The sequence below is a fragment of the Pseudomonas sp. P4_D7 genome (assembly GCF_056401755.1).
Genome location: NZ_JBFUIR010000102.1, coordinates 1 through 4,656, shown reverse-complemented (window position 1 = coordinate 4,656; position 4,656 = coordinate 1). Strand labels below are relative to the sequence as shown.

The 4,656-nt window shown below is 55.9% G+C and carries 5 protein-coding genes and 1 rRNA gene; 2 read left to right on the top strand and 4 right to left on the bottom strand.

From position 1 onward, the window contains the following. A 5S ribosomal RNA gene (gene rrf / locus AC1DVF_RS28420) occupies window positions 1-81 on the top strand; the annotation flags it as partial. Between the two features lie 224 nt (window positions 82-305). Beyond that, complete coding sequence (mrdA, locus tag AC1DVF_RS28415; protein ID WP_034156458.1) at window positions 306-2,198, top strand: penicillin-binding protein 2; 1,893 nt, start codon at window positions 306-308, stop codon at window positions 2,196-2,198. 65 nt (window positions 2,199-2,263) lie between these two features. Here mrdA and AC1DVF_RS28410 read toward each other — a convergent pair whose 3' ends face one another. The 4 genes from AC1DVF_RS28410 to AC1DVF_RS28395 all read right to left on the bottom strand — a co-directional run. Then, entirely contained in the window at window positions 2,264-2,935 is a 672-nt protein-coding gene (locus AC1DVF_RS28410; protein WP_099756803.1) for a hypothetical protein, read from the bottom strand. 85 nt (window positions 2,936-3,020) lie between these two features. Beyond that, complete coding sequence (locus AC1DVF_RS28405; RefSeq protein ID WP_007910409.1) at window positions 3,021-3,227, bottom strand: helix-turn-helix domain-containing protein; 207 nt, start codon at window positions 3,225-3,227, stop codon at window positions 3,021-3,023. A 9-nt stretch (window positions 3,228-3,236) separates the two neighbouring features. Beyond that, entirely contained in the window at window positions 3,237-3,842 is a 606-nt protein-coding gene (locus AC1DVF_RS28400) for a hypothetical protein (RefSeq protein WP_093433623.1), read from the bottom strand. Window positions 3,843-4,447: 605 nt separating this feature from the next. Then, a partial coding sequence (locus AC1DVF_RS28395; protein WP_477783537.1) for a lysozyme inhibitor LprI family protein occupies window positions 4,448-4,656 on the bottom strand: 209 nt, incomplete at its 5' end.

Below are 4,656 nucleotides of genomic sequence, written 5' to 3'. Positions count from 1 at the left end.
CATCCCGAACTCAGCAGTGAAACGATGCATCGCCGATGGTAGTGTGGGGTTTCCCCATGTGAGAGTAGGTCATCGTCAAGATTAAATTCCGAAACCCCAATTGCGAAAGCAGTTGGGGTTTTGTTTTGCCCGCAGGAAAGTTTTCACAGGACAACGCTGTCCCAGCCGTCGCAAGAAATGGCCATTGGGGAAATTCCTTCTGAAATGACCGGGCAGTTTTTGGTATGGTGCAGCTCGTTTTTTTTAACGGACTGATGTCATGCCCACGGATCGGTACTCATTTATGTCGAAGAGTTGCTGTAGAAATGCCTGAACCGATCCCGATCAAAGACCACGAAAAAGAGACGCGCCTGGTCAACAAACGTTTGATCGCCTGCGCCTTGTTCGTTTTCGCCATCAGCTGCGCCCTTGTCGTGCGCCTGTACATCCTCCAGGTGGTGGAGTTCGACTACCACTCCACGATCTCCGAAAACAACCGCGTCCACGTATTGCCGATCCCGCCGACACGCGGCTTGATCTACGACCGCAACGGCGTCTTGCTCGCCGATAACCGCCCCAGTTTCAACCTGACTATCACCCGCGAGCGCGCCACCGACGTCAATCAAGAACTGGACGAGGTCATCAACCTCCTGCACTTGCCTGCAGAAGATCGTACAGTCTTCGATAAAGCCATGAAGCAGTCCCGTCACCCGTTTACGCCGGTCACGCTGTTCTATGAGCTGACGGAAGAGCAAATTGCTGTATTGGCCGTCAATGAGTTCCGCCTCCCGGGCCTCGATGTCGAACCCCAGTTCGTCCGGCATTACCCGCTCGGCGCGCATTTCGCCCACTCGATCGGCTACGTCGGGCGGATCAATGAAAAAGAGTCGAAGAGCCTCGACTCGGTCGAATATCGCGGTACGCAATCCATCGGCAAAACCGGCATCGAACGCTTCTACGAGGCGCAACTACACGGCCACGTCGGTTACGAAGAAGTGGAGACCAACGCTCAAGGTCGCGTACTGCGTGTGCTCAAACATACCGACCCGGTCCCGGGCCAGAACATCGTCCTGAGCCTCGACATCAAACTGCAGGAAGCCGCCGAAGCCGCGCTGGGTGATCGTCGTGGTTCAGTGGTAGCGCTCGATCCGTCGACGGGCGAGGTATTGGCCATGGTCAGCAATCCGAGCTTCGATCCGAATCTGTTCGTCACCGGTATCAGCTCCAAGGAATACTCGGCACTGCGAGATTCGATCGACAGGCCGCTGTTCAACCGTGTGCTGCGCGGGCTCTACGCACCGGGCTCGACGATCAAGCCAGAAGTGGCAATCGCCGGCCTCGACGCCGGCGTCGTGACACCGCAGACGCGCGTCTTCGACCCCGGTTATTACCAACTCCCGGACTTCGATCACAAGTACCGCAACTGGAACCACAGTGGCGACGGCTGGGTGGACATGGACGCGGCGATCATGCGTTCCAATGACACCTATTTCTACGACCTTGCGCATAAGCTCGGCATCGATCGCCTGCACGATTACATGGCAATGTTCGGCTTGGGTGAGAAGGTCTCGCTGGACATGTTTGAAGAGTCGCCCGGCCTGATGCCATCGCAAGCGTGGAAGCGCGCGACCCGCCGTCAAGCCTGGTTCCCGGGCGAAACGGTCATCCTTGGCATCGGCCAGGGCTATATGCAGGTCACACCGCTGCAACTGGCTCAGGCCACGGCATTGATCGCCAACAAAGGTGTCTGGAACCGGCCGCACCTGGCCAAGACCGTCGACGGTGTCGCTCCTGTCGACGAACATCCGATGCCGAACATCCTGCTCAAGGATCCGCGAGACTGGGAGCAGGTCAATCACGGCATGCAGATGGTCATGCACGATGCGCGAGGCATTGCTCGTGCGGCCGCGGCCGGTGCGCAATATCGCATCGCTGGCAAGAGTGGTACCGCGCAAGTGGTGGCGATCAAGCAGGGCGAGCGCTACAACCGCGAGAAAACCCTGGAGCGCCACCGCGATAACGCCTTGTTCGTTGGCTTTGCGCCGGCCGAGCATCCGAAGATTGCGATTTCGGTGATGATCGAGAACGGCGAGGCCGGTGGTCGTGTTGCCGGCCCTGTGGTGCGGCAGATCATGGACGCCTGGCTGCTTGATCAGGACGGTCATCTCAAGCCGCAATACGCCGCGCCGACGAAAGCGCCGGGTGATCCGCACGTTTAACTTTCAACAGTTCACAGTAGCGACTCATGCAAGCTGAGCCGTTACTGTGAACTGTCTTGCAAAGCCTATTTGCAGCGGTAACCCTCGGGCATCGTGACGGTGTAGTTGCGCTGCACGCGATCCTCGAAGTTCAGGTTCTGCAAGCCCTGTTCTACCAGAAAGGCTTCAACCTTGGTGGATTGGCAGTCTTCGTTATAGGACGACGCGCGAAGCAGGTAGACCGGGCGCTTGCTGACTTCGTCGCGGGCAGTGGCAACGAAGGTGCTGAGCGTGGTGTAACCGGTGCGCTCCGAGGTCCCTACCGGTCCATAGGTGGTGTTCGGTTTACTCGTACAGGTCAGTCGGTCGTCTTTTTTCTTGCTGGTCTTGCACACGGTAGAGGTGCTGGTCGGAACTTGCCCATAGTCGGTGGCGGTATAGCGGTAAGTCACTTGTCGACTGCCAATATCGAGGCTGACAGTCATTTTTATCGGCGCGTGGTTCTTTGGCAGGCTGGCGTCGGTATAGACCTCCTGGAAACCCCTGTCTTTCAGCGCGTTAACCATGTCGCGAAGATAATAGCGGGCATTAAGAGCGTTTTCGTCGCTGCCACTCGCAGACGTCACCAGCACAGTCGCCTTTCGGTCAAAATGATAGTCCGGATCGGGTGTGGCATTTAGCGCGACGTCCATTTGCGTGGCGCAGCCGCTGATCAACGCTGTCAGTAAAAACAGCGCGCATAGTAAAAACCGGGTCATGAGAAAGCCGCCTTACAAACTAAGGATTGAATAAGAGTTAAACGGTGTGGACTGGCGACAATTAACTTGCACGCCTGCGCAAGGCTCAGTCTTTCTGGTATTCCAGCAAATCGCCTGGCTGGCAATCGAGTGCTGCGCAGAGCTTGTCCAGGGTGGCCATCTTCACGCCCTTGACCTTGCCATTCTTCAGTAATGACAGATTGGCCTCGGTGATGCCCAGCAGGCTGGCCAACTCTTTCGAGCGAATTTTTTGCGTGGCCATGACAACGTCAAGGCGGACGATAATGGTCATTGTATTGTTCTATATGTATTGGCTTTGCTCATCGCTGAGTACTTTTGCATCGCGCATGATAATTGAAAACAAACAGAGCAATACGCCTTTGACAATCTCGTAGGCAGAAGTGGAAGACAGGCCGATCGAGAACTGAAAAATACGATCCCCTGGCGGCAGATCAATAGACAGGGCCAAACCTTGCAAGGTCTCTATCAGGGGGTAGGCGGCCGGAGAAATGATGCACAGAATCCCCACTCGCCATAACACCTTGATGTTGCGCTCGGTCCAGGTTTCGCCGCGGGACAAGCGCAGGAAAAACAACCCTGTCAGCCAGAGCACGTAGGTCGAAAGCAGGACGGGCAGGAAATCCAAAACGACGAGCAGCGCAGTGACCAGTGGCGAGAGCCATGTATCGGGGGCAAGCAGGGCACCTTCGACAAACGGGTCAAGTAATTGCGGCGAGTTTTCGGCGAAGGCGTAGAGCAGAGCCGCGAGCATTTCATCCGTTTGGAAGAACCAGATCGAAGCGTTGCCACCGACCTCGGTCACCGCTAAGACCCAGACAAGAATCGCTGCCAGTAATCCCACCCAATGCATGCGCTGCAGTGCCAATCCGTTGTTACGAGTACTCATGAAAAATCCTTGCGGTGTCATTGGGAATGACTAATTCTCGATGTTAAATTATCGAATGGCAATAATAAATTGTTCTTGTTTTGTGAAGGGCGTTGTTGGCATCGGACGCAGTGGTCATAGAGTGAACCTCAGTTCAATCGATTTGCGGGGATTTCTATGTCGATAGATTTTCGAGTTCGAAGCAAGTCGAGAGCAGGGGAGGGCCGCGACCTACGCGGTGGCCGCTGATATCGATGACGGGTTCTGCGAATGATTGGAGCGGGGGGGCATGCGCCACAAGCATGCTTCAGTCCCCGCTCTAACCGGTCTTACTTGATCTCGGTAATGAAGTTTTCCCGCGAGCGCCGAACCTTTTTCAAGTTGACCAACCACTCTCCCTCAGTGGCTCTATGCCCTAGCGGCAGAATCACTACACTGCACAAGTTGCGGGCCGTGAGTCCGAGGATTTCATCGATGGCTGCCGGGTCGAAACCTTAGGTCTGATCAGTGTGCTCGTCATCAAATTCCGTAAAGGTGAAAGATGTTCTCCGCCCCCACATTTGAAATGCATTCCAATGTGGGAGCGAGCCTGCTCGCGAAGGATCCTCAAAGCCGCCGCAAAAAAATCAGGCCCCAGGCACCGGGCAGCTCATGTCACCTTCTTCACACTTCAAATACTGTTTCAGCGACTCAACCCGCAGCTTGGTCACCCCCGTCAGACAACTGCTGTAAACCCACGGATAAACGCTCCCGCCAGTAACTCCCGACGATGAAAACTTGCACTCGGCATCCCGAAACCCGAGCCACGCCCGCTGCGCGCTGACCCGCGCTGACC

What these genes read in the sequence shown, in the direction of transcription:
- mrdA (WP_034156458.1), top strand. Translation starts at nt 306, where the DNA reads ATGCCTGAACCGATCCCGATCAAAGACCACGAAAAAGAGACGCGCCTG.
- AC1DVF_RS28410 (WP_099756803.1), bottom strand. Translation starts at nt 2,935, where the DNA reads ATGACCCGGTTTTTACTATGCGCGCTGTTTTTACTGACAGCGTTGATC.
- AC1DVF_RS28405 (WP_007910409.1), bottom strand. Translation starts at nt 3,227, where the DNA reads ATGACCATTATCGTCCGCCTTGACGTTGTCATGGCCACGCAAAAAATT.
- AC1DVF_RS28400 (WP_093433623.1), bottom strand. Translation starts at nt 3,842, where the DNA reads ATGAGTACTCGTAACAACGGATTGGCACTGCAGCGCATGCATTGGGTG.